The organism is Chitinophaga sp. S165 (assembly GCF_003182155.1).
Taxonomy (GTDB): domain Bacteria; phylum Bacteroidota; class Bacteroidia; order Chitinophagales; family Chitinophagaceae; genus Chitinophaga.
In genome coordinates, this window is the sequence record NZ_QGTG01000001.1 from 410,078 (window position 1) to 433,769 (window position 23,692).

12 protein-coding genes are annotated in these 23,692 nt (G+C 45.7%); 8 read left to right on the forward strand and 4 right to left on the reverse strand.

Annotation, left to right across the window (positions count from 1 at the left end; genetic code table 11):
- Nucleotides 1-27 precede the first annotated feature (27 nt).
- Nucleotides 28-1,260, reverse strand: coding sequence for a nucleoside recognition domain-containing protein (locus C7475_RS01545; protein WP_110052783.1), 1,233 nt, complete (start codon nt 1,258-1,260; stop codon nt 28-30).
- A gap of 142 nt (nt 1,261-1,402) precedes the next feature.
- Here C7475_RS01545 and ychF point away from each other — a divergent pair, with 142 nt between their 5' ends.
- The 3 genes from ychF to C7475_RS01560 all read left to right on the forward strand — a co-directional run bounded on the left by ychF (nt 1,403) and on the right by C7475_RS01560 (nt 4,739).
- Nucleotides 1,403-2,506: a redox-regulated ATPase YchF gene (gene ychF / locus C7475_RS01550; protein ID WP_110050316.1), complete on the forward strand. Its 1,104-nt coding sequence runs from the start codon at nt 1,403-1,405 to the stop codon at nt 2,504-2,506.
- A gap of 221 nt (nt 2,507-2,727) precedes the next feature.
- On the forward strand, nt 2,728-3,987 hold the full coding sequence (locus C7475_RS01555) for an ATP/GTP-binding protein (RefSeq protein ID WP_110050319.1): 1,260 nt from the start codon (nt 2,728-2,730) through the stop codon (nt 3,985-3,987).
- A gap of 2 nt (nt 3,988-3,989) precedes the next feature.
- A complete protein-coding gene (locus C7475_RS01560; RefSeq protein WP_110050321.1) occupies nt 3,990-4,739 on the forward strand; it encodes an RloB family protein in 750 nt (249 codons plus the stop codon).
- Nucleotides 4,740-4,862: 123 nt separating this feature from the next.
- Here C7475_RS01560 and C7475_RS01565 read toward each other — a convergent pair whose 3' ends face one another.
- Nucleotides 4,863-5,876 carry a phosphotransferase enzyme family protein gene (locus C7475_RS01565; protein ID WP_110050323.1) on the reverse strand — a complete coding sequence of 338 codons (1,014 nt, stop codon included), beginning with the start codon at nt 5,874-5,876 and terminating at the stop codon, nt 4,863-4,865.
- 101 nt (nt 5,877-5,977) lie between these two features.
- On the opposite strand from C7475_RS01565, the gene C7475_RS01570 reads away from it, so the two are divergent.
- Nucleotides 5,978-7,282 (forward strand): GH36-type glycosyl hydrolase domain-containing protein, encoded by a 1,305-nt coding sequence (locus tag C7475_RS01570; RefSeq protein WP_110050326.1) that lies wholly within the window; start codon nt 5,978-5,980, stop codon nt 7,280-7,282.
- Nucleotides 7,283-7,389: 107 nt separating this feature from the next.
- Here C7475_RS01570 and C7475_RS01575 read toward each other — a convergent pair whose 3' ends face one another.
- On the reverse strand, nt 7,390-10,146 hold the full coding sequence (locus C7475_RS01575; RefSeq protein ID WP_110052784.1) for a TonB-dependent receptor: 2,757 nt from the start codon (nt 10,144-10,146) through the stop codon (nt 7,390-7,392).
- 412 nt (nt 10,147-10,558) lie between these two features.
- On the opposite strand from C7475_RS01575, the gene C7475_RS01580 reads away from it, so the two are divergent.
- The 4 genes from C7475_RS01580 (at nt 10,559) to C7475_RS01595 (ending at nt 20,415) form a co-directional block, all read left to right on the forward strand.
- Nucleotides 10,559-14,482 (forward strand): SprB repeat-containing protein, encoded by a 3,924-nt coding sequence (locus C7475_RS01580; protein ID WP_158286384.1) that lies wholly within the window; start codon nt 10,559-10,561, stop codon nt 14,480-14,482.
- A 295-nt stretch (nt 14,483-14,777) separates the two neighbouring features.
- Nucleotides 14,778-18,704 (forward strand): SprB repeat-containing protein, encoded by a 3,927-nt coding sequence (locus tag C7475_RS01585; RefSeq protein WP_158286385.1) that lies wholly within the window; start codon nt 14,778-14,780, stop codon nt 18,702-18,704.
- A 105-nt stretch (nt 18,705-18,809) separates the two neighbouring features.
- Nucleotides 18,810-19,196: a hypothetical protein gene (locus tag C7475_RS01590; protein WP_110050333.1), complete on the forward strand. Its 387-nt coding sequence runs from the start codon at nt 18,810-18,812 to the stop codon at nt 19,194-19,196.
- Between the two features lie 142 nt (nt 19,197-19,338).
- Nucleotides 19,339-20,415 (forward strand): TlpA disulfide reductase family protein, encoded by a 1,077-nt coding sequence (locus C7475_RS01595; RefSeq protein ID WP_158286386.1) that lies wholly within the window; start codon nt 19,339-19,341, stop codon nt 20,413-20,415.
- A gap of 147 nt (nt 20,416-20,562) precedes the next feature.
- On the opposite strand, the gene C7475_RS01600 is transcribed toward C7475_RS01595, so the two are convergent.
- Complete coding sequence (locus C7475_RS01600) at nt 20,563-23,685, reverse strand: efflux RND transporter permease subunit (protein ID WP_110050338.1); 3,123 nt, start codon at nt 23,683-23,685, stop codon at nt 20,563-20,565.
- Nucleotides 23,686-23,692: the final 7 nt, after the last annotated feature.

The window sequence follows — 23,692 nt, forward strand, 5'->3', positions numbered from 1 at the left end:
TGGTGGGCCCCAAGTTAGTAAAAGAAATCAATGAAAGAAAATGTAGCCCAAAACAATTGCAGCCACTAATCCTACTACATCAGCGATCAGGCCGCACGTCAGTGCGTATTTTGTCTTTTTGATATTTACTGAACCGAAATACACCGCCAGTACGTAAAACGTGGTTTCAGTTGAGCCTTGTATGATACTGGCCAGACGACCTGCAAACGAGTCCGGGCCATGGGTTTTCAATACATCTACCATCAGCGCCCGGGCTGCGCCACCGCTTAATGGTTTCATTAATCCAACCGGCAAGGCAGGTACGAAATCTGTATTCATGCCCAGTCCGGCAAACAGGCTGGCAATAGCGTCCAGTACATAGTCCATACATCCCGTGTTCCTGAACGTACTGATAGCTACCAGCATTGTTACCAGGTAAGGAATAATGGTTATAGATACCTGGAAGCCTTCTTTTGCGCCATCAATGAACACATCATAGACATTGATCTTTTTAACAACGCCCAATGTCAGGAAAGCTATAATAATGGCAAAAATGGTGAACCCGCCTACGAAAGCGGTATACTCAGCCAGCTGTTCTGTCGTGAAGTAAGGCATCATCCGGTACAGGCCGTATATGAGCAGGGCAAAAATGCTGAATGTAATAACTATCGGCGCTTTCAGTAAATTGATGCGCTGGTAGAGGGCTACCGCTATCAGCCCGGAAACGAAGGAAATAAAAGTACCTATCAGTGTAGGAATAAAGATATCCGCGGCATTATGAGAACCGGCGGCAAGCCGGAGGGCGATCACTGAGGTGGGGATCAGCGTGATCCCAGCCGTATTAAGCACCAGGAACATGATCTGTGCATTGGTGGCGGTGTCCGGTTCCGGGTTCAGCTCCTGCAACTGTTTCATCGCCTTCAACCCTACAGGGGTGGCTGCATTGTCCAGTCCTAACGCATTGGCGCTGAAGTTCATCAGTACAGATCCCATAGCCGGGTGCTTTTTAGGTATCCCAGGGAATAGCTTGGAAAAGAAAGGGTCTACCGCCTTCGCCAGGATACTGATCATTCCACCTTTCTCCCCGACTTTCATGATCCCCAGCCAGAAGGTCATAATACCCGCCAGCCCCAGGGAGATCTCTGCACCGGTCTTGGCACTTTCGAACATGCCATTCATAACAGTGGTGAACACGGCAGTATCGTGGAGGAAGATCAGCCGGCAAACAGCCACAACAAAAGAGATCAGGAAGAATGCCAGCCAGACATAGTTTAATGCCATATATGTGAAATGATTGAACATCAAATCTAATGGCAAAAATTTAATATTAAAAGTAGAAATCTGTGTTATACCAGATGACCGTAGACGGGCACTTGAATTTGATAGCTAAAAAAGCATTATCTTCGCGCAAATTTTTTAAAAAATGGCGTTACAAGTAGGAATTGTTGGTTTGCCGAATGTAGGAAAGTCGACTTTATTTAATGCGGTAAGCAATAGCGCTAAAGCGCAGGCCAGCAATTACCGTTTCTGTACCATTGAACCTAACGTAGGACTTGTAGACGTTCCGGATGAAAGACTGGCCAAACTGGAGGAACTGGTAAAACCTAACCGCGTAGTCCCAGCCACCATAGAATTTGTAGATATCGCAGGTCTTGTGAAAGGCGCCAGCAAAGGGGAAGGTCTTGGAAACAAGTTCCTCGCCAATATCCGTGAGGTTGATGCGATCGTACACGTGATCCGTTGCTTCGAAGACGATAACATCCTCAGGGAAGAAGGTGCTATCAACCCTGTAGGCGATAAAGAGATCATTGACACCGAATTGCAGCTGAAAGACCTCGAAAGCGTGGAAAAGAAAATCGCCCGTACCGAGAAAATGGCTAAAACCGGCGGTGATCCGAAAGCCAAGAAAGAATTCGAAATCCTGAAACAATGCCAGGAACACCTGGAAAAAGGTAAAAATATCCGTGAGCTGGGACTGAGCAAGGAAGACCGCGTAGCGATCGCCGACCTGTTCCTGCTGACTGAAAAACCGGTGCTGTATGTAGCCAATGTGGACGAAGCATCCATGCTGACCGGCAACAAATTCTCAGAACAGCTGCAGGCTTCCGTAAAGGGAGAAGGTGCTACTGTAGTAGTGATGAACAACAGTATCGAAGCGCAGATCTCCGAAATGGAATCTCCTGAAGATAAAGAACTGTTCCTTTCCGAATACAACCTGACCGAACCGGGCCTCAACCGCCTGATCCGTTCCGCATATGGCCTCCTGAACCTGATGACCTACTTTACCGCAGGTGTACAGGAAGTAAGGGCCTGGACCATCCACACCGGATGGAAAGCCCCACAGGCTGCCAGTGTGATCCACACCGATTTCGAGAAAGGTTTCATCAAGGCAGAGGTGATCGCCTATGATGACTATGTAAAGTACGGCTCCGAAACAGCCTGCCGTGATAACGGCCGCTTACGCATAGAAGGTAAAGAATATATCGTGAACGATGGTGACGTTATGCACTTCCGTTTTAACGTTTAAAGATACTTCAGGGTTCTCAACCACTGAGGGGTACAACAAATCTAAGACGTCCCGGGGCCTTCCCCGGGACGTCGCTATTTATATCCATTATTAAAGCAATTATCAATTTAAATCAGTTGTTTTTTTGTGTAAAAAATTAAAATTTGCATATTTTTTGCAGATAGAAGGAAAATGGGTATTTTCATGTGTACGCATTATTTGTAAAAAATAACTAGGTGCATATGATAGTGGAATTCAGCATAGGAAATTATAGATCTTTTAATCAGATGCAAACCTTGAGCTTTAAAGCGACAGGACTTGTATCAGAAAATAAATCCGTCGATGAAAGAAATATCATTGATGATAATGGCACGAAGTGCCTGAAAATTGCCGGTATATATGGAGCGAATGCTAGCGGAAAATCAAATGCGCTGGAGGGGCTGAAGTTTTTCTCAGATATGCTCATTAGTTCTATTGAGCTTGAGGGCATGGCATCATTGGTCAATCCTTTTAAATTCGTATCTGAACCACAGAATAACGAGGGGTATTTTCAAATAATACTGATTGTGAGCGGTGTTAAGTATCGATATGGTTTTACAATAGGGAAAAAGATGGAAATTCAGGAAGAGTGGTTGTTTGGACCTGCTTCAAAGAATGAAACATACTATTTCAGACGCAAAGGATCGGAGATCGATTCCAACCCCGAATGGTTTTCTGAAGGATTGCAGCTTCCCAAAGACAAGTTAAGAAGTGATTCACTTTTTCTAACCTTCTGCTCTTCTTATGATGGTCCCATATCCCGGGCTATTCGCGATTATTTTAGAATAAATGTAAGCTTCGATGGTTTGACTCGCTATCCGGACTTTTTCCGGGAAAGAAATCAACCTCAGAACGATGTTCGTCCGACCGATAGATTGATTCTTGATGGCAAGAACAGGATAGTATTAGCATGGCTCAGAGCTGTGGGAATGAATTATGCGGATATTGGCATTTCCATGGTAGGAGGAGCTTTTCGTCCCAAGCCTCAGGTACATTTATTAAAAAATGTTTATAACAAAGAAGGCCAGGTGGCCAGACAGGAATTATTATATCTCGACAGAGACGAATCCGGAGGAACCCAAAAATACTATAATTATATCGGGGAGTTAATTCAAAAATTTGAGAATGGTGGGCTTTTTGTTTCGGACGAAATAGATAACAATTTTCATCCGTCACTGCTGAAGAGGCTTATTTCTCTATTTCAGAATGCTGGTGTAAATAAAGGGAATGCGCAGTTGCTTTTTACCAGCCATGATACGAACCTGATGAATCCGGAATATATGCGTCGTGATCAGTTTTATTTTGCAGAAAAGACACGAACAGAGGAAACCAATCTGTATTCACTTTCGGACCTGAAGGGTATTAGAAATAATGCCGACTTCGCAAGGCAATACCTGAGTGGTGCTTACGGAGCACTTCCCGTACTTGGCAACTATTTAGAAGAATCTGAAAATAACCGATAGTAATGGCAGGCAGTGCATGGGATTTTAAAACCGACGATACCAGAGCAGAAGAAACAGTAAATGTATTTGTGATCTATTGTGAGGATGAGGTTAGTGAACCATGTTACTTCGAGTCTTTTGAAAGTGAAGCGCTAAGAATTAACGTAATAGGCAATCAACGTAGTGGCCATAAAAATTTGCAATACACTGTGACGAAGTGTATTGAAGCTGGTTACATGGAATTTGCAGAGGGTAGTTATCGCTTGAAAAATATGATTACTGAAAATCTATGGTGTGTATATGACCGCGATCTGGAAAATGTTGATCTTACACAAATTCAGCGTGAAAATAATACGGGTTGGAGCCTGGCCATTCAGAATGGGCTGAATGCTGGGTTGAAAGTGGCATGGAGTAATGATGCTTTCGAACTTTGGGTGCTTCTGCACTTTGAGGACATTACACCTGCCGAGGCCCAACATCGTAATTTCATTTATGATCGCCTGACTGACATTTTTAAGAATCTGACCCCAACAACGGACAGTTTAAAACGCTTTACTACTCATTCTCATTTCAGTTATAAAGGTGCCTTTAAAAAGAGAAGTTCATTTGAGGAATTTGTACTTCCAGAACTAAAAAAGAGGACTGCAGATGCCTTATTAAGGGCCACGAAATTAGCGGCTCATTATAGTAATGAGACAACATTCCATGAACGCAATCCCTGTACAATGGTGCACACCTTAGTAACAGAATTATTGGCTAATGGAGGGAAGTAAGGCCGTCCACCGTGTCAAAATGTCGTCCACTTCCCCATATTACCCCATACTAAAGACATACCAAAGGCATAGTAAAGGCATGGATAATGCATGTCAAATCCCAGAAATGGTATGCTGACAATATTACCGCTCAACCACACTCACATCCCTCCATTCCTGCTCCATCATCTTCCGTACTGCCGCAAACCGGCCTTGCAACATATGCGGCTGCATCAACGGGTAAAACTGATCGTGTGTTACATGGAAGCCCATGTAAAACACCCAGAATCCCAATCCCAGGTAAGGTATTGCTGCCAGTTCGGCCTCACTTAACACACGCTCGGTCTGGTAGGCGTCCAGGAAGAGCGACCAGGTTTTCTCACCCTGTTCTGCCGTCAGGCGGCCCACATGCATGTCTAGGAGCAACTGCTGGCGAAAGGTCATGAGGTCATTTGCCAGCCAGCCTTTTCCGAAGAAATCAAAGTCGAAGAAGGTAATATTGTCCAAGGTATCAAAGTGGAAATTCTTTGGGAGGAAATCGTAATGACAATAGCCGGTGGAGATACGGGTAATATCGAGCTGCGACAGTACCGTCTTTACTTTATCTGCTGCCTGTAACAGCCAGCCATAGGTAGAAGGATCTTCACTGAAATGATCTTTCACAGCAGCCAGGGGACCGAATAGGGTCGTTTCCAGGTCAAAGGTCCAGCGCTCCTCACTTAGATGGAGCTGTGAGGATACATTGTGAAAACGGGCCATTTCCCGGCCAAAATTGCGTAGCTGTACCTCGGACAGCAGATTATGGGCGCGGCCTTCGGCATAGGTGAACAGTACCGCATGGCGGGTACCTTCAGCAGCTTCCAATGACTGGATATGATGGCCATGTTTGTCCGCCAGCGGATACGATACCGAGATGTCTGCCGTATTCAATGCCGTTAATAATTCCACCTCCGCTTGTATATTTGGTAGGGTACGGTGGGTAGGCCGGTAAATACGCAGAATGAATTGTCCCGCAGCTGCGGTCACTAGATAGGTATCGCCCACACCGCGGACAATAAACTTGCATTGAACGGGGCCTAAAGTATACTGCTGGCTGATATACGTGGCTAATGCAGTTGGGCTGAGCGTAGAATAAAGGGTAGGGAAGATGGGTTGCATGCCGCAAATATAAGATTCCTATATTTTCTTTGTGTGTACATAATGTTTGTACATGTAAATACATGTTCGTACATTCGTCTTAAGAGTTAATACACAGATATATGAGGATATACACCGCTTACCTGATCATCTCCCTGTCCTTATTCGCCTTCCACGCGCCTGTTAAAGCACAGGGTACGGACAACAAGGAACTGTCCAGGATCATTCGTAATGACCATCGCCTGGACACCATTGAGGCCAGGGCATTACGCTTGTTAACTGGTTTCAATGCCGGCACCTCTTACGGGGAAGTCTGGATCAGGGACCTCAATACCTTCATCAAAGGCTCTCTCAAGGTCCATTCTCCGGAGAAAGTGAAAGCTATGTTGCTGCTGTTCTTCAAAATGCAGGGCAACGGAGGAGACATCGTAGATGGCTTCATTGATATCAAAAAAGCAGCCGTAGGATATGAGTTCCGCTACTTCCCGCAGGCGCCGGATTGGGTGGCCCATAAGAACACTGTGGAAACTGACCAGGAATCTTCCCTGATCCAGGCTATCAGGAAGTATATAGACGTAACCGGCGACACCTCCATTTTACAGGAAAAAATAGGAGAGAAGACCGTTATACGAAGAATGGAAGACGCACTTACTTATATCCTCAACGAGCGTTGGGCAGAAAAGTATGGACTGGTGAAAGGCGCTACTACTGTTGACTGGGGTGATGTACAGCCTGAAACCGGATGGGGCGTTGTGATCAACCATAAAACAAAATGGGCGGCCGATATCTATGATAACGCGATGTATGCAATAGCTATTAACGATTTCCTGGCAGTAAAACCTGCATCATACAAATCAACACAGGATTGGGCTGCTACTGGCCGCCACGTTAAAGAGAATGTACGTAAACATCTTTGGCAGACAAGCGCTCAAAAGTACATTCCTCACCTTTACCTCGATGGCAGCCCTTTCCCAGCTTCCTTCAATGAAAACAAAATACTGTATACCGGTGGTTCCGCCTGCGCTATATTAGCCGGGTTCCATACACCCAAAGAAATTGCGGTGATCAATCAACAGATGGTCAATGCCGCTGCAAAAGAGAAATTCGCGACTATCGGCATAACCGTATACCCGCCTTATCCGGCAGCAGAATTTCCTAATATGCATCCCTACGTATATCAGAACGCAGGCGACTGGACCTGGTTCGGCGGTCGTATGATCCAGGCGCTTATTGCCAATGGGTTTATTAAGGAAGCCATTGATGAACTGGATCCGATCATAGCGCGTACAATAGCCCGTAAAGGTTTTTACGAATGGTACGACGTACGTACAGGCGAGCCGAAAGGTTCAGGCGATTTCAGAGGAGAAGCAGGTGTCTTGTTCGATACGATCACCATGCTGAGAGAGTGGGCTGCAAAACATCAGTAGTAAAGGTATGATCCGGAAGAAGAAAGGGCCTTTTCCAGGTGGAGATGATGTGGACTTGATCCGATCTCAATCCCTCTGAAAAAGGCCCTTAATAATTGATTATAAGCTTATTTCAACAGATCGTCGAATAAGATAGCTACGTAGTAGATACCCCCTGCTTTAGGGTTACCAAAAGACGTCTGGAAATAATGGTTTGTAACGTTAGAACCTCCCACCTTGATAGTTCCCCTGATCTTTGGGATCCTGTAATTCACCTGTGCGTCTATTGTACCATAGGCGGATACTGTTCCTTTTACGAAGCTGGAACTCCATACAAAGGCATCCTGCCAGCGGTACATTACGTTAAAGCCTAAATTCTTCGCGATGTTTTTATTGGCAAGACCAAGATTGAAACGGTATTTAGGCGTATTGAAGTTATTGTCAAGATCTCCTTCATCGCCGGTAAGGTCGTTGTAAGAGAAGTTACCGGACAGTGTCCAGCTATTGATCAGGTAATCCAGTCCCAATGCTCCACCCTGCGATTTCACCTTTTCAGGATTGTTCACATAAGTGGCAAAGATCCTTGCACTGTTGAGGGCAGGGTCCTGTGGCAGCGGTACGGTAGGCTGTATCAGTGCTGTGTATGACAGGAAGTTCTTATAAGCGCTGTAATAGTAGTAAGCGTCTATTAACAGGCGGTTCTGTATGAGACCCTTATACCCGATCTCATAAGCACTTACGCTTTCCGGTTTGAACTTACCAAATGTGTATTGCTGCAGCTGGGTAGGATCTCCTGTTGCTGCGTAACGCTGTACGCTGGCTTGCGTATAACCTTTATTGTTGTAGAGATCATACTTGGTCAGCAGTTCCGGTAAGCCGCCTATCAGACGGGTATTGGCGCGGATAGGCAGGTCGATGTACTGGTCCTGGTTCGTAGGGTTGCGGTAAGCCGTCTGGAATGACAAACGGATATTGTGACGGGGAGCCACAGTAAACACACCGGATATACGTGGTGTGAAGCGGCCGTCAAAATTCTCGTTCTTATCGTAACGGATAGATCCCGTCAGTTTGATCCTGTCGTTCACCAGTTTCTTACCCACCTGCAGATATGCGCCTACTTCATCGATCTTGATACGGCCATCCGCGTCATCGAAAATGGTACCGTCAGAGTTCAGGGAATACCTGCGGAAAGATGCGCCTGCCTGTACTTCCAGTACCTTCAGATGATCTGTAAGATCATAGAAGCCTTCATAGTGGTACAGGTTCGTTTTATCATTGAACTTAGCTCCGTTCCTGCCGGGGCCAAAGCCGATATAATTGCCGGTGATGGTTTCTTTAGCCTGTTCGAAGCCCGCGCTACCTGGCGCCAGTCTGTTCCTGTCAGCATAACTTCTTGCAATGGCATGTGCCTGCGCATCAGTTTTTACACCTGGTGCTCCAGGGAAAACGCCCGCCCTGGCCTGGTTGTAAACAGTTGCATATTCAGCGAACCATCCGCCTACAACATTGCCGCTACCATCTCTGACTACGCTGGGGTTATAAGCCTCATTCAGAATAGTACCAAGCGCTGTGGCGTTGTATGCTTCTCCTGAACGTTCCTGTGTAGTATAGCCGCGTACAAAGAAGCGTTTGCCTCTTACTTCTATTTTATACTGACCCAGGTTGAATTTACGGAGTGAATAACGGTCAGAACCTGTATACACAGTAGTACCTGTTCCCCAGTTGCCCTGCACGATGGCCTCCGTATTGTCTGTGATCTTGTAATGAAATGCTGCGCCTGTTTTCAAACTGTGCGTGCTGTAATCCACCAGGTCCCTTTCACTGTATCCTGTACGGGAAACAGCTTGTCCGTTGAGAAGGCCTCCGGTTGCACCAAAAGTATTGGTGATCTCATCACCATAAACGTTGACACCGTCGTAGTTAGGATCTGTAGCATGTGAGAAGCCTGCTTTCGTACGCAGGTTCAGCCTGTCGAAATTTGTAGAGTCAATTGCCTGCCAGTCGTCCGCCCGCATGTACCCGAAATTGAGCTTGAAAGCGAACTTACCAAAGGCTTTGGCATAACGTGCCGTGATATCGGGAATGAAGCCGATTTCATTCTGTTGTTTCTTCCCTACATGGTTAATGCCTCCCTGTAGTTTCAGGCTTAGTCCCTGGTAGTCGAACGGACTTTTACTGGTCATCAGCAATGTACCGTTCATTCCTCCCGCGCCATACAGGGCGGAAGATGCACCTGGAAGCAGTTCCACACTGGCTACGTCCAGTTCGGAAATGCCGACAATGTTGCCCACCGAAAAGTTCAGGCCTGGCGCCTGGTTGTCCATACCATCCATCAGCTGGTTAAAGCGGGTGTTACCATTGGTGTTGAACCCCCTGGTAGTAATGGTACGGAAGGTAAGGCTCTGTACGCTGGATTCAACGCCTTTCAGGGAAGGAAGGGCATCATAGAAACTAGGGGTAGGAGATTCCCGTATGGCCGTCGCATTTAGTTTCTCAATAGATACCGGCGACTCCAGTATACTTTGAGATACACGGCTGGCGGCTACAACGATCTCTTCTCCCAGGATCTCCGTCGAAGCGAGTTGCACAGTAATACTGCCTGCACTGTTCACCACTATAGGCGCACTGGCGTACCCTACAGAAGAGAATACCAGTGTGATAGGGAACTGGCGGTTCGTGTTGAATCTGAAATTTCCGCTACCATCTGTGATGGTACCGGCAAGAGAGCCTTTGACACTGACAGTAACCCCCGGTAAGGGACTGCCCGTCGTCTTGTCTGTTACAGTACCTGTTACTGTCTGTTGTTGCTGCCCATAGACGGCAGAAGATAGGTTCATGAGCAACAATAGGGCACACAAACAGGTGAGTTGTAAGTAGTTCTTCATACTGTGGCGATTTAGGATGATCTTGGGATTACGTATACGTTTTGATGAATGTAAGGAAAATTGTTGAATAGACAACAGCCTGTCATTCATACTTAACAAGCCTCCCGCCATTATGTTTTATTCGTTGAAAACTCGTTGATATTATTCCCTTACATCCCATTTCTGCGTACTAATACTTCATTTCAAAAATGCCGGGATTGATTTCCAGTTGTTTGTATCTGAATGTGATATTATATTTCTTTCTATGTATCCACTTACTTAATTTAACCTCCATTTTATAAAAGACAGTACAAGAATTTCACGCTGTTGCCCTATACCCGTACATCACATGAACCCTGGTACCATTACACGAATGTCCTTACGCTACGTTCTATTTATGAAATATCCTGCGCGGATAGTTTTTCTATTTATCATGATATGGTCCTGTTTATCGCCTGGCAAAACAATGGCGCAGGTATATCCATATCCTGTTGTAGATGTTTATGTATTTGTAGAAACTTCTACCAGTACAGGTAGTTTGCTCTACATTGACGGCGCAAACTCTGACAAACACCCACTTGACTTTATTGGCAGTAACGGCGGCAACTACATCTACAAAGCCACCGATGTACAGTTTCCTATCACACAGATCCAATGGCAGGGACTCGGCGTGGACTATCTCACGATCATTTCTTCATCCAACGAATCCGGCTCGCGTAACTGGATGTATCCTATGACGGAGGCCGCAGCCGATAACGGGAACATTAATATGGACCTTCCCTCATATACCTGTACCAGGTATGATATGAGTATGCCAGTCGGATCATTCCGGGCGCGCTTCATGATAGTAATGCCTGCTCTGTCACCACTTCAAAGCACTTTTTTAAATAAAACGATCTGTGCAGATGAATTCATCTATCTCACCTCATACAATAACGTCTGGGCGTATTCTGATGATTTCCTAAAAAAAACGGTAGAATGGGAGTACCAGGTGAATGGCGGCGCCTGGGTAACAATGCCCTCAACAGCCGAAGATCTTACACAGTTTACACCCGCAGACCTGATCCCGGCTGTCAGGACCGGCAAACGTACGCTCAGGTTCCACTACCGGTTTAAAATGAATTACAGGAGTGGAGACTATTATTCAGCCTGGTCCGCTCCATCTGACCCTATAGAGATCCTTCCGGCAGCTCCCAGACTCACTAATACTAATCTTATAGATACAATTCCTTCCTGTAAGACCACAGGCACAGGCTCGGTTCATATTGCCGGTAGCGCCATCAGCAGCGGGTTTGCTGACATGAAATGGTTGCTGCGACCCAATGTTGTAACCGGCCCCTGCGACCCAACGGACCCTAATTCAAATTGCGGTGATATTGACAGGCAGAGCGATGGCGTCGTGCCCGTATCAGGTGGCATCGACATTCAGGGTCTGACTGCAAACACTTATTCACTGTGGATCTTGAACCCCGGAGAGAACGAAGGGAATTGCTTTACGCCCTATACAATTAAGATCCGTGGCCTTGATACACTGAGTGTAAGTGAAGATATGGGCCAACATAAAAATGTAGGTTGCTATAACGGGAACGACGGTACTATTGAAGTAGTAGCAGCCGGTGCAAATACTAATGGCAATTATACCTTTACGCTATTACGCAACGATACGCTCATCGCTGATAGTGTCCCTGGAACAGGTAACAGGATACGTTGGGATAACCTGCGCGCCGCCACTTATAAAGTACAAGTGAAGAACAGTACCTGTAATACCGAGGCCGCAGCCACCGGTGATATTGTTATCAGTCAGCCTGCATTCGTAACCGCTTATCTGGTTGCTGACTCACCACGATGTGCTTCTCCCGGCGATGGTAGTATTGATATACAAGCCGGCGCGATCGGTGGAAGCGTCGCCAATTATGCTTTCAGGCTCTATCGCAATGATTCGCTGTTCAGTGAATCCGGACCGGTTAATGGCAGTCGCTACAAGTTCACCGACCTGCCGGGAGGGACCTACAAAGCAGAAGTGGTCAACAATGATGTAAACTGTCCTGGCTGGGACAGCACCGTTACATTACGTCCTCTCATACCACTTACACTTAACATTGCACCTGTAGATTCCATTAAATGTTTTGGTGGTACCGACGGTAAACTGGTATGTACCGCCATCGGTGGATCGGAACTATATGAATACATACTTTCTAAAGATGGTATTGCTGTTGAGACCAATATCACCGGTACTTTCGAAGGACTTTCCGCCGGTGACTACATCGTTACTTTAAAAAATCAAAATAATACCTGTAACGACAGGGATATACAACACATCTCTATCTTTCAACGTGCACCGCTGGAGGTTGATCCGGTACAAACACCCATCAGTTGTTATGGTGAAACAGATGCGCGCATCAATGCGCTGGTGAAGGGAGGTTCGGGTAGCTATCATTACAACTGGCAGCAACTGGAAAATAATAACTGGGTGACCGGTCCTTACTGGTATCCTGCTGACACCCTGATTAAAGAATTGTCTGCCGGTACTTACCGTGTAATTATTACTGATAATAAAGCTACAGGTTGTAGCGTGACTTCCGCCGAAAGCATTGTTAACATTGCAACTGAAGTAAAGATCAACAGCATCACAGTACATGATGCCGTGTGCCTCGCCGATGGCGCTCATATCGATATGACCGGCACAGGAGGGACAGGAAACTATTTATGCGAGTGGTCTGCTAACGGAGGAAATTACACCGCTTTCACTGATACAACAGACATCAACACTGCCGGTAACTATCGTCTCCGATTGTCAGACGGGCATGGATGTACAGTGAATGCCCCGGCCACCTACGATATCAGTTTACCATCAGCACCTATCGGTTTTACTTATAAACTGTCTGATTATGCAGGCTTCAATATTTCCTGTAAAGGCAATGATAACGGCTTTGCACAGATCACAGCTACCGGCGGCAACGGTGGTAACTATAACGGATATATGTATTCGTTGGATGATCATCCTTACGGTACAAACCCGCTTATTGAGCACATCACGGCCGGTACACATTATCTCCATGTGAAGGATGGCCGCGGTTGTATCGTAACGCATGAGATCAATATGACTGAACCCGCCGCTGTACTGGCATTAACGATCACCAGCCAGGAACATAATGGTTGCGGCGCTGATCCTATCGGAAATATCACAGTAGCTCCGCAAGGTGGTTCTTCACCTTATACCTATGCTATCGACGATAAACCCTGGCAGATTGATCCTGTATTCAACGGGCTCATTGCTGAAGACTACAACCTTAGCGTAAAAGACGCTACCGGCTGTATCACGGGTATTACTACTACGCTGACCTCTTTATACCCATCATTATCTGCGACAGCAGCTATTACAGATGTGAACTGTTATGGCGAATCAAATGGCGCCTTGCGGATCACAGTAAGCGGTGGTGATGGTATCTATGCCTACCAATGGAATACACCTGCCATCGCCGGAACAGGAGCAGAGAATATTGCAGCAGGCGATTATGATGTTACTGTTACTGATAGCAAAGGCTGCAAACAAGTACTTACTTATACCGTATCTCAACCGGAACCATTAGAACTAGCGATCACCGCTCCGCCCGTATGTGACGGACTGAGTGATGGCAGTATCAGCGCACTTATAACAGGCGGTACTACACCTTACCAGTATAGCCTTGACCACAGCAGCTGGTTGCCCGCAGGCACGTTCTCCGGACTGCCTTCCGGCAATTATCATATTGCTGTACAGGATGCACATCATTGTGCTGTGGAGCAGGATGTAACACTCGCCAAAGCGAATGTTAAACCCGATATCAATTTCTTGGTGGCTTCCCGCAAGAATGCCTTTGATACCCTTGTCATCAAGGAGATCAACGTACCTGCACCCGATAATGTAAGCTGGAGTTATCATCCGGCAGCAATATCCCTCGGCGGTGAAAATGGTAGTCCGCTTATTAAATTCACTGATTCTGGTACTTACTGGGTCGAAATGGCGGCCACATTTGGTAGCTGCACTTATACCCTGCGTAAAGAACTGGAGATAGGTGTTTATGACCCCAATGCAGGACCAGGTTATAGTGTACCTGTACATGTTATAGACACGGTCACACTCTCTCCCAATCCAAACAATGGTAACTTCAACTTTAAAATAAAACTCAACAGGAAACAGCAGATAGTCGCCTATGTATATGATATGAACGGTATCATAGCCGGTAAGAAGCAATATGCGCCGACATTACAGGTGGATGATTCATTTGTTGTCGGAGGTAGTGTAACAGGCACATTCATCCTCAGAATTATTACTGAAAGCGAGAGTAAAGACGTAAGGTTTATTATTTCAAGATAGCCGATAAACAGCTAAAGCACTTTTTATATCACTGTGTACTAGTACTTCAATCAATGAATACAAATATTGATTGCCAGGTACTTGCATTACACAGTGATATTATTTTTCTTTCTATGTGTTCGATAGCTTATATTTAGGTTGATTTGCTTAAAACAGTACACCGAATATACGCTGTTACCCTATGTCTGTACATCATTCGAGCCCTTATACCTTTACACGGTTATTCCCGTCGACTTTATCGTCATGTCGTTTATTCCGCACCGCATATACTGCACGGATTATTTTGTTGATTGCTTTGATATGGTCCTGCTTATCGCCCGGCAAGGCAAAGGCACAGGAATATCATCCTTTAGTTGATGTTTTTCTGATCTTCCAGGACGTTAGCAGTGCCTTGTATCCTGTCGGTATTAACGAGCAAATATATTATCCCGGCTTTTATGCTATGAACGGCCGCCACCGTTTATATAAAGCAACAGGTGTCACGTACCCTTTTAATGGTATAACCTACCTGGGTGCCGGCGTTGAATATTGGCCGGTGATAATGACACCGGAAGACTGGGGGGCAGGGTCAACATATTATCCCGTCGTAGAGAGCGAATTGGGGAACAATAATTTTCTCACCAGCCTGCCGGCATATAAGGTTACACCGCTTGTTAATGGAACGCCCGACCCGTCCTTAGCGGTAGTAACCCGTTTTGCCATCCCCATGGTCACACCCGCTCCGCTTCAGAGTACTTCCTTCAATAAAACGATCTGCGCGAATCAGTCAGTAAACTTTACAGTTGCTGGTAGCACAGTTGGCTCGTCAGATAGATTCATGACAAAAACGGTAGAATGGCAATATTCGCTTAATGGCGGTGGCTGGCAGAACATGTACGAAACTATTGTAGAAGCCAGGATCACTATTCCTGCTGACGAGATCCCGGAAACGCGTACTGGCAAGCAGATGGTAAGATTCCAGTACCGTTACAAAATAAAATATGAATCGCTTAGTCTCCCAATGTATTCTCCCTATAGCCCGCCTTCCGATCCTATAGAGATCCTTCCTGCGGCGCCCAGGCTCACCAGTCTTAATGCGATCGATGAAAAAGCTTCCTGTAAAGGAAAGGAGACCGGTGCTATCTCCATCCCCGGTAGCGCTATTATCAGCGGGTCTTCGCAAATGAAATGGTTGTTACGTCCTAATATAGTTACCGGTCCTTGTGACCCAAGCGACCCGAATTCAAATTGTGGCGATATCGATAGATGGAGTGACGGAGAGGTGCCCGTTGCAGGCGGTATCAATATCCAGGGACTGGCCGCAAATACATATACACTCTGGATATTGAACCCGGGCCAGAATGAAGGAAACTGTTTTACGCCTTATACGATCGTTGTTCCCGGATTGGACGAACTGAAAGTTGCTGAAGATGTAGGTCAGCATAAAAATGTAAGCTGTTATAACGGCAACGACGGCACGATACAGGTTACAGCTACCGGCGCAGACCCCGATGGCTTGTATACCTTTACGCTGTTATATAACAGCCAGATCATTGAAGATAACCTGCCGGGAACAGGGAAAACCAAACGTTGGGATAACCTGCGTCCAGGCACCTACAAGGTCCAGGTAAGGAATAGTACCTGTAATACGGAAGTACCTGTCACGGGAGATATTATCATTACTCAGCCGCCACTTGTAAACGGCTACCTGGTAGGCGCCTCGCCATTGTGCGCTTCTCCCGGTGATGGCAGTATCGATATACAGGCCAGTGCAACCGGAGGAACCGTGGCGCATTATGCATTTAATCTTTACCGTAATGATACCTTATTACTGACATCCGGCCCTGTTACTACAGATCGTTATAAGTTTACTGATCTGCCGGGTGGTATCTATAAAGCAGAAGTGCTCAACGGTGATATCAATTGTCCCGGTTGGGATAGTACCGTTATACTAAGCACGCTCATACCACTTACCGTTAACATCGCGCCTGTGGACTCTATTAATTGTTTCGGTGGAAATGATGGTAGCCTGGTATGCACTGCTATTGGTGGTTCAGGACAATACGATTACACGCTGTCAAAAGATAACGTTCCGCTTACCACAAATACTACCGGTACTTTCTCCGGATTGACTGCAGGTAATTATACCGTCTCTGTTAAGAATCAGGGTAATACCTGTGACGACAGGGCCGATAAGATCATTCCTGTCTTTCAGCGTGCGCCGCTGGAAGTAACCCTGGAACAGACGCCGATCAGTTGTTATGGTGAAACAGATGCATTGATCAAAGCAGTGGTAAATGGCGGTTCTGGTAATTATAGCTATAACTGGCAGGAACTGAAGAATGGTACCTGGACCGATAATACCCGCTGGTTCAGCACTGATACACAAATTAAAGACTTAACTGCTGGCACTTACCGTGTGATTATTACTGATAATAAGGCAACAGGATGTACCATAACATCCACCGAAAGCATCGTTCAGATTGCAACTGAAGTGAAGATCGCCGGTATCACAGTACATGATGCCGTATGTCTTGCAGAGGGCGCACACATCGATATGACGGGCACAGGAGGTACAGGCGTTTATTTATATGAATGGTCGCTCGACGGCGGACGAACATACGCTCCCTTTACCGCTACCACCGACATTCATACAGCAGGTACTTATAAACTTCGTTTGTCAGATGGTCACGGATGTACGGTGAATGCTCCTGCAACCTACGAGATCATTCTGCCATCAGCACCAGTTAACTTCACGTATACATTGTCTGATTATGTAGGCTTTAACATATCCTGCAAAGGCAATGATAACGGTTTTGCACAGATAACAGCTACAGGTGGCAACGGTGGTAACTATAATGGGTATATGTTTTCGTTGGATAATGATCCTTATAGTACAAACCCTCTTGTTGAGCACATTACTGCAGGTACCCATTATCTCCATGTAAAGGATGGACGTGGCTGTATCGTTACAAAGCAGATCAATATGACGGAACCTGCTGCTATACTGGGATTAACAGTCAGCAGTAAAGAACACGGAGGTTGCGGTGCAGATCCTATCGGACAGATCACTGTGTCTCCGGATGGCGGTACTTCGCCATATACATACGCTATTGATGGCAAGCCCTGGCAGAACGATCCTGTGTTCAATGATCTCATTGCAAATGATTATCAACTTCGTATAAAAGACGCAGCAGGTTGTATTACAGATATCACCATAACACTTACTTCCCGGTATCCATCTTTATCTTCTACGGCAGATATCACAGCGGTGAACTGCTACGGAGAATCTAACGGCGCATTACAGATACAGGTGAGTGGGGGAGATGGCATTTATAGCTACCAATGGAATACAGCCGCTATCTCCGGTACAGGTGCAGGAAATCTTACAGCAGGCGATTATACCGTTACTGTTACAGATAGTAAAGGTTGCAAACAGGTACTTACTTATACTGTTTCACAACCGGAACCAGTAGAGCTACAGGTCACAGCGCCTCCTGTGTGTGACGGATTAAGTGATGGAACTATTAGTGCACTTGTAACAGGCGGTACTACCCCTTACCAGTATAGTCTTGATCACGGCAGCTGGCAGGATGCAGGTACCTTCTCCGGACTGACGGCCGGCAATTACCATATTGCTGTACAGGATGCCCATAACTGCGCTGTAAACCAGGACGTAATACTCAGTAAAGCCAACACCAAACCTGATATCAACTTCCTGGTGGCTTCCCGCAGGAATGCCTTCGATACACTTGTCATCAAGGAGATCAATGTACCTGCACCCGATCAGGTGAGCTGGAGTTATGATCCTGCAGCTGTACTACTCGGGATTGAAAACGGTACTCCGCTTATTAAATTCACTGATCCGGGAAATTACTGGGTAGAGATGGCGGCTACATTCGGTTCCTGTACTTACACATTGCGTAAAGAACTTGAGATAGGAAAATATGATCCGAATGCGGGGCCAGGTTACACCATGCCTGTACATGTAATAGACACGGTGACATTGTCACCTAATCCTAACAACGGTAATTTCAACTTTAAAATAAAACTCAACAGGAAACAGCAGATCGTTGCTTACGTATATGATATGAATGGTATTATCGCAGGTAAGAAGCAATATGCACCGACATTACAGGTGGATGATTCATTCTCTGTAGGAGGAACGACCACAGGCACATTCATTTTCAGAATTATTACAGAAAGTGAAAGTAAGGATGTGAGGTTTATTATATCGAGGTAATTGCAGTGAAAAGCTATGGTGTTATCTTTGTTGCCATTTTAAAAGAGCTTGACTCCTGTTGATGGTGTTGTTATTATTTGCAGGGTTATAAGTATTGAACCGAATATGAAAGATAAGATCATAGGGTATACCTATTTGACCGTACTTGCACTTATAGTATTTTTCCTGCTGTATTGGATTGCAGGCGTGATTGCGGTAAAGGTAAGCCATCGTTATACTATCGGTGCTACTAAAGGAATTGTAAGCTCTTCAAGAGGCTCGGTTGATGTATGTTTTGAATTTAGTGTTAAAGGGAAACTGTACCGCCATCAGCATGGCGGTTCTATTGATAAAAAGGAGAGAGTGGGCAGTTATTTCCTGGTGCGTTACGTGTCCTTCTTTCCACGATGGTCAGAAATGGACTTTTCTATAGCTGTTGATACATCTGTAATTAAGCCGCCCTTTGATGGATGGGAGGAGATGCCGGAAGAACTCAAAAAAAAAACTAACTAATGCCGGATCTGTCATAAAAAGGAGGTATATGTTAGAACCCCGGTAATTGTAGTTGCGTAATTACAATAATAGTCTTATAATTGTTGGAGTTATATACGTTATGAATAATTCCATTAAATCTTTAAGGCAGGTTTTGTTATGTATGTTGATGTTGATTTGTGCCAGTATCCACGCGCAGGACAGGTCAGCTCCTGGTTTTGTGCTCACAGGCAATATAAGTGGAGCGCAAGATGGCGCCAGGGTTGTATTGGTGGACATCGAAGGGCAAAAGATCATTGATTCTGCCTTAACCCAAAATGGCGCCTTTACTTTAAAAGGTCATGTTACAGAACCTACAGGCTGTTGGATACAATGCGCGGGCGAATATGCAATCGTTCAGGTCGAAAATGTAGCAATGACCTTCAAGTCGCCGCTTAAAGCCATGAAATTGAATTATACTGCCCAGGGCGGAAGGGAGCAATCATTGCAAAATGAGTTAAATAACCTGCAGCGCAGTTATGAAAGCACTTATACCAGTGCGCTTGATAGTCTGAACAACAAACTATACGGTAGTAAGGAAGAAAGAGCGCGGTTGATTAAGATCTTCAATGAGGCACAAGACACGTACTCAGATATTTATGTAGCGTTTGGTCGCAGACACATCGACTCATACCTCGGGCTGGACATTGTATACCGGAATCGTAAACTAATTTCTAAAGACTCCGTCATGCTGTTGTACAACAATTTGCCGGAAACGCTTAAAAAAACTGCTAAAGCGAATGCTTTAAAAATTTATGCCAGTGAAAGACTGGCACAAATTGGTGAACAGTTCACGGATTTTGAAGTACGTTCCATCCAGGGCGAACCTTTCAAACTTTCAGATCTTAAGGGCAAATATATCTACCTGGCGTTCGGAAGCTTGTACTGCGGTCCCTGCCGCAAAGAGAACAAGGAAATAGCCAAAATATATGGAACACTTCGCAAGCAAATGAATATTGTGAACTTCTCATTGGATCTTAACCGGAATGACTGGGAGGCAGCCGCGCGGGAAGATGGGATCGTATGGTATAATGTATCGGATATGATGGGTACGACAGGAAAAATAAAAACGCTTTATGATGTCCAGGGAATGCCGACATCTTTCTTAATCGATCCTAAAGGAGTGATCATTGAACGCTTTGACGGCTATCAGGAGGAAAATATTAAGAAGATAACAAGCATAGTTTTAAAGAAAGAATAGCATACTGTTATAATTGTAATCAACAATATCATCAAATAGAAGGAGCCGCAATTGCTTTTGATGCGGAGCCTGTGTTTGACAATATTAATAAGAAAAGCCGCCTCAATTAATTATTGAGACGGCTTCTTTTTTTTCGCACAGTACCAATCAATCCATTTTCTGTCCTACCTTTCTGTAACCCAGGTAGAAGAACAATGGGAACACCAGCAGCGTGAGTATGGTGGCAGTGATCAAGCCACCGATTACTACGATCGCCAAAGGTTTGGAAGTCTCAGAACCAATACCCCTGGATAACGCTGCTGGCAATAAGCCGATAGCTGCCATCAACGCCGTCATGACCACCGGGCGTACTCTCGTACGTACGCCATCACGTATTGCTATTTCAAGAGTGTGATGATTAAATTCACGCCGCTTCACCATCTGCATATTATTCTTGAATACCGATATCAGTATTACGCCGTTTTGTATACAGATACCGAACAATGCAATGAACCCGATACCGGCAGAGATACTGAAGTTAGTACCCGTTATCAGCAATGCGGCAATCCCCCCGATAATTGCAAATGGTACGTTTAATAAAACCATCCCTGCGTCCTTTACGTTTCCGAACATGATGAACAGGATCAGGAAAATGATCAGGAGGCTGATAGGCACTACCTGCGTCAGGCGTTTGGTTGCACGCTGCTGGTTTTCGAAGTCGCCAGCCCACTGCATTTCATAGCCCTTATCCAGTTTTACTTGTTTATCGACTTTGCCCTGTGCTTCTGCAATAACGCTTCCCATATCACGTCCGCGGATAGAGAATTTAACGGCCGTATACCGTCTGTTATCGTCCCTGAAAATAATGCTCGGTCCCGTCAATGTCCGGATCGTGGCAATGTTCTTAATAGGCACCCTGGCGCCGCGTAGGGTAGGGACCATTAAATTACTGATTGCTTCTGCGTTGTTGCGGTATTTCTCTTCATAACGTAAACGCAACTGGAATTTGCGCTCTCCCTCGTAAATTTGCGTAATAGCCTTACCGCCGATCGCCATTTCAATGATAGCGTTCGCGTCTGCTGTAGTAACGCCATAAAGGGCCATTTTATTTTCATCAAGGTCAATTCTCATTTCAGGTTGACCGATATTTCTGATAACACCCAGATCTTCAACACCCTCTATCTTTTTCATGATATCATATACCTGGTTCGCTTTAGCTTCCGTATATGTCAGACTGTCCCCGTAGATCTTCACACAAAGCGATCCCTTAACTCCCGATACCGCTTCTTCCACGTTATCCATGATCGGTTGCGAGAAGTTCAGGTTCACTCCAGGATATACTTCCAGCTGCTTCTGCATCTTATCGATCAGCTCTTCTTTCGTCATCCCGCTTTTCCATTGCTTCTTCGGATAGATATCCACATGGAACTCAATGTTATAAAAACCTGTAGCATCGGTACCGTCGTTCGGACGGCCTGTCTGAGACATCACCTGTTTCACTTCCGGAAATGCCAGGATAATGCGGCGCATCTTGTTAGCCAATACTTTGGATTCATCCAGCGAAACGCTCAGCGGACAAGTGGCCCTGATATAGATCGCACCTTCATCCAGTTCAGGCAGGAACTCACTTCCCAGGAACTTGAAACTGAAAAGGCCGACAACTACCAGTGCACCTGCTATAATGAGTGACAGGCGTTTATTACGATAAGTGCGGGAGAAGAGCTTCATCACACCATTTGTGATCCACTCGACAAATACATTGTGTTTCTCCCTTACGTTCTTCCGCAACAGGATACTGCTTAATAATGGTATCAGTGTAAGCGTGAGCAGCAATGCGCCCAGCAATGCAAACCCTAATGTCCAGGCCAGGGGAGAGAACATTTTACCTTCCACTTTCTCGAAAGAGAAGATAGGTAGTAAACCGGCAATGATGATCAGTTTGGAGAAGAAGATCGCCTTACCCAGTTCTCCGCCGGTGTTCTTGATAAGCCCCAGTTTAGACAGCTTGTTGAATCGCTCCATCCCCAGCTGATGCTGCTTATGGTCAAGCAATACAAAGATCCCTTCCACCATCACAACGGCGCCGTCAATGATGATACCGAAGTCAATCGCCCCCATCGATAACAGGTTAGCCGACATGCCTTTCAACGTCAGACAGATGAATGCAAACAACAATGCCAGCGGTATCACAATAGCAACGATCACGGTAGTACGCCAGTCGGCCATGAACAGGAACACGATCACCGTTACAAAGATGATCCCCTCCAGCATGTTATGTAACACGGTATGTGTGGCGAATTCTATCAGGTTATCACGATTGTAGAACGTGTTGATCTTCACATCGGCAGGCAATACCTTTGCATTCAGATAATCGATCCTTTCCTGTACACGTTTGATCACATCGCTGGGGTTCTCGCCCTTGCGCATCACAATGATGCCTTCCACTACATCGTTCTGTTTATCACGGCCCACCTGGCCCAGGCGGGGCAATGCCGACACGTCCACCTGCGCAATATCCTTCACCAGGATAGGCGTATTGTTAATGTTGTCGACAATGATATTCCCGATCTCTTCCGCATTGTTCAGCAGCCCGATACCGCGCACAACATAAGCCTGCGAATTGTCTACGATCACATCACCGCCTACATTGATATTACTTTTGGAGATCGCATTGTAAACATCCAGGGGCGTAATATCATACGAAGCCAGCTTCTGCGGATTGACAGTGATCTCGTACGTTTTCACTTCACCACCAAAGCTTACTACGTCACCAACACCGGGAACATTCAGCAGGCGGCGTTCTATCACCCAGTCCTGGAGTGTTTTCAATTCCTTAACGGTTTTGGTTTTACTGTCCAGCGTATAACGGAAGATCTCTCCCGTAGGCCCTGTAGGTGGCTGTACATCCGGTTCTGCACCATCGGGTACCTCCACGTCGCGCAGCATGTTGTTGACCTGCTGACGGGCAAAGGCATCATCTACATTATCATCAAAGATCACTTTCACTACCGATAGTCCGAATACAGTGGTAGAACGTACTGACGTCTTTTTCTGTACCGGGTTCATGGCTATTTCAATGGGGACCGTCACAAACTTCTCCACTTCTTCGGCACTTCTGCCAGGCCATTGTGTAATGATGGTTATCTGCGTATTTGTTACATCCGGAAATGCTTCAATAGGTATGTTCCTGAAAGCAATTATCCCCCATATGATGAGGACAATTGTGGCAAAACCTATGAAGAGCCTGTTCTTCAGCGAAAAGGCAATGACTGATTTTATTATCTTCTGCATAAGTTGC